Origin of the sequence: Fructilactobacillus fructivorans (genome assembly GCF_000814735.1) — a bacterium.
GTDB lineage: Bacteria > Bacillota > Bacilli > Lactobacillales > Lactobacillaceae > Fructilactobacillus > Fructilactobacillus fructivorans.
Genome location: NZ_JOJZ01000002.1, coordinates 1 through 507 on the forward strand (window position 1 = coordinate 1; position 507 = coordinate 507).

The 507-nt window shown below is 50.9% G+C and carries 6 tRNA genes; all 6 read left to right on the top strand.

The window, feature by feature from the left end:
- Nucleotide 1 precedes the first annotated feature (1 nt).
- Nucleotides 2–74: transfer RNA gene (locus LfDm3_RS00015), tRNA-Val, on the top strand.
- Between the two features lie 4 nt (nucleotides 75–78).
- Nucleotides 79–151, top strand: a tRNA-Lys gene (locus LfDm3_RS00020).
- Between the two features lie 23 nt (nucleotides 152–174).
- A tRNA-Thr gene (locus LfDm3_RS00025) sits at nucleotides 175–247 on the top strand.
- Nucleotides 248–252: 5 nt separating this feature from the next.
- Nucleotides 253–324: transfer RNA gene (locus LfDm3_RS00030), tRNA-Gly, on the top strand.
- 16 nt (nucleotides 325–340) lie between these two features.
- Nucleotides 341–426: transfer RNA gene (locus LfDm3_RS00035), tRNA-Leu, on the top strand.
- A gap of 6 nt (nucleotides 427–432) precedes the next feature.
- Nucleotides 433–506 (top strand) — tRNA-Arg (locus tag LfDm3_RS00040).
- Nucleotide 507 lies beyond the last annotated feature (1 nt).

Sequence of the window (507 nt, forward strand, 5' to 3'; positions counted from 1 at the left end):
TGGAGGATTAGCTCAGCTGGGAGAGCATCTGCCTTACAAGCAGGAGGTCACAGGTTCGATCCCTGTATCCTCCATATTGAGCCGTTAGCTCAGTTGGTAGAGCATCTGACTTTTAATCAGAGGGTCGGCGGTTCGAACCCGCCACGGCTCATTATTTATATAAATAGCATGTATGCCGACTTAGCTCAGTTGGCAGAGCACCTGTCTTGTAAACAGGGGGTCGGAGGTTCGAATCCTCTAGTCGGCATTTATGCGGAAGTAGTTCAGTGGTAGAACGCCACCTTGCCATGGTGGAGGTCGCGGGTTCGAATCCCGTCTTCCGCTTATGTCAATTTATAATGCCGGGGTGGCGGAATTGGCAGACGCACAGGACTTAAAATCCTGCGGTCAGTGATGACCGTACCGGTTCGATCCCGGTCCTCGGCATATTTTGCACCTATAGCGCAATTGGATAGAGTGTCTGACTACGAATCAGAAGGTTGTAGGTTCGACTCCTACTAGGTGCAT